This is a genomic window from Streptomyces monashensis, from assembly GCF_001866665.1.
In the GTDB taxonomy this organism is placed as follows: domain Bacteria; phylum Actinomycetota; class Actinomycetes; order Streptomycetales; family Streptomycetaceae; genus Streptomyces; species Streptomyces monashensis.
Map to the genome: position 1 here is coordinate 1 of NZ_MLYO01000200.1, position 1,972 is coordinate 1,972.

General features: G+C 70.7%; 2 protein-coding genes. Both read right to left on the reverse strand.

Annotated features, from left to right (window positions below; translation table 11 throughout):
- Positions 1 to 346 precede the first annotated feature (346 nt).
- Positions 347 to 943, reverse strand: coding sequence for an ester cyclase (locus tag BIV23_RS45275; protein WP_079173829.1), 597 nt, complete (start codon positions 941 to 943; stop codon positions 347 to 349).
- 112 nt (positions 944 to 1,055) lie between these two features.
- The gene (locus tag BIV23_RS45280; RefSeq protein WP_143079295.1) at positions 1,056 to 1,436 is read right to left on the reverse strand and encodes a hypothetical protein; all 381 of its coding nucleotides are present in this window, start codon (positions 1,434 to 1,436) and stop codon (positions 1,056 to 1,058) included.
- Positions 1,437 to 1,972 lie beyond the last annotated feature (536 nt).

The window sequence follows — 1,972 nt, forward strand, 5'->3', positions numbered from 1 at the left end:
CTGGACTCGACTCTTCCACCGGACCAGGCGGGTAAACGTCCCCGACGCGGCGGCCTTCGAAGCTCGTCCCGCGGAGATCGTCGAGGCCATCGACGCGGGCGTTGCGCCGCGGATGCAGGCGGTGACGGCGGCGTTCTGGTCCTCGTGGGTGCGGGGCCGAGCGCCGGGGGCGCTGCCTGCCGGGCGGGGGTGGCCGGTGGCCACCGGCGGTACTCCCCCTTGCTTCCCGTGGACTCTGGCGTCAGTTCACGATTGCTGGGCTGAGCGCGTGCGTGGCCGCGACATCCGTCCACCCGCTGACCACCGGCTGGCCCGGGAGCTGCTCTCCATGAGGTGATGGGCGACCTCAGCAGTACGCGGTGACGGACTCGGGGCACCGTTGCAGCGCGCCGTCATTCAGGCCTTCGCGGTGTCCCCACCCGGGCGTGGTCGCGCCGGGCCCGGCGCATGGCTCTCGCCGCATGCGCAGGACGTAGAGGGCCGTGGGTGGTGCCCAGCCCAGTTGCAGAGCCTGGCCGAGGTCGTCTCGATCGGCCCAGTGCTCGATCAACTGGCCGTCGGCGATGCGGCACCAGTGCGTCTGGGTGACGGCGAAGGTCCTCCCGGTCGCGGGCAACGCCCCGGAGGGGGCGGCGTTCTCGTCGTACGTCACGAACGTGCCCGTGTGCCGGCCCGACATGGTGGTGTGCAGGACCACAAGGTCACCGTCGGCCACCGCCTCCTCGATCGTCCACCCCAGGTCGGAGTAGGCGGCGCGCAGCCAGAGCGCGCTGGCGTGGAAGGCCCGCGGTCCCCGGCTGCGAGCCGCCGGTGGCTCGGCTCGGCTCTCGCGGTTCACGGCATCGGGGTGGATGAGCTTCTCGAAGTCGGCGAGGCTGCCGTCGGCCATCATCCGCACGCAGCGGACCGCGATGTCGCGTGCGGTGAGCGGGGGACCGGTCATGCTCTCCTGCGTCCTGTTCCTGCGTCCTGTTCCCGGGGCGCAGCACGTCCCCCACGGTGCCCGGCCGGCATTTCAGCCCGCTTATATCTGAAGTGCGCTCCGGCAGGGCGGGTCACGACGGTGCGGACAGGGTGGCGGCCGCGCCGGTGAACAGCGTCACCATCTCCGCCCAGGCCATCGTGCCGCTGCTCGCCACGGGAGGGATCGACGCGAGCAGCCGTTTCACCCGGTCCTCCAGGCTCGGTCCGGCGAAGCGCATGTACCGGCCCGGATCGGTGCCGCCGCGTTCGGCGTGGTCGGTGACCGCCGCGTGCAGGCGCGCGGCCGTGTCGCGGGCCCCGAGTACGGCCAGGGCGAAGACGCCCGCGTACAGGGCCCCCAACTCGTCGGAGCCGTTGGGTTGCTGTTCGAAAGCGGCCACGGCGCGCACCAGCAGCTCCAGCGCTCGGCGCGCCCCCGCCTCGGCTCCCCGCTCATGGCCAGGAGATACCACGGATGGCACTGGGAAGCCGCCTGATCAGAAAGAAAATGCGCGTCACAGGCGGCAGCTGACGCGACGGCTTCCGCCGGCGCCGCCTCCGGTGCCATCGCCTTGGGAAGCTGCGATCATTCAGGGCTGGGCTGAGCGCTGACCTGCGGTGACGGTCTCGCTTCGGCCTCACCCCGCTGGGTTGCTTTCGCCGTGACTCCCCTGCTGTGTACCGCTTGATCTGGTGCGGCTGTGGTGCGGTTGCGTTGTCAGCGCCCGCATCAACTCCAACGAGCGGCTGTGACCCACGGTCTTCATGCGGTGGGATCCACATTCGGTCCTGCAGCAACAGCTGCGCCAACTCCTTGCCATGGGCGGGCAGTTGGAAGAGAAGCTCTCACGCAGCGCCTTCTCCATAGCGCCAGCGCCGCGCTGGACTTCGACGACGGGGACCGGGCCTGGGAAATCGGCTCGGGTCCGGGAGTTGTGGCGAGGCTCAGCGAACCCGGTCGTTTCGGCGTCTTTGCCGCTGAACCGGGTCGTGTCCGTCATCGCGGCCG

Bases quoted from the DNA above. Each gene is read 5' to 3' on its own strand.
- BIV23_RS45275 (WP_079173829.1), bottom strand. From the start codon at position 943: ATGACCGGTCCCCCGCTCACCGCACGCGACATCGCGGTCCGCTGCGTG.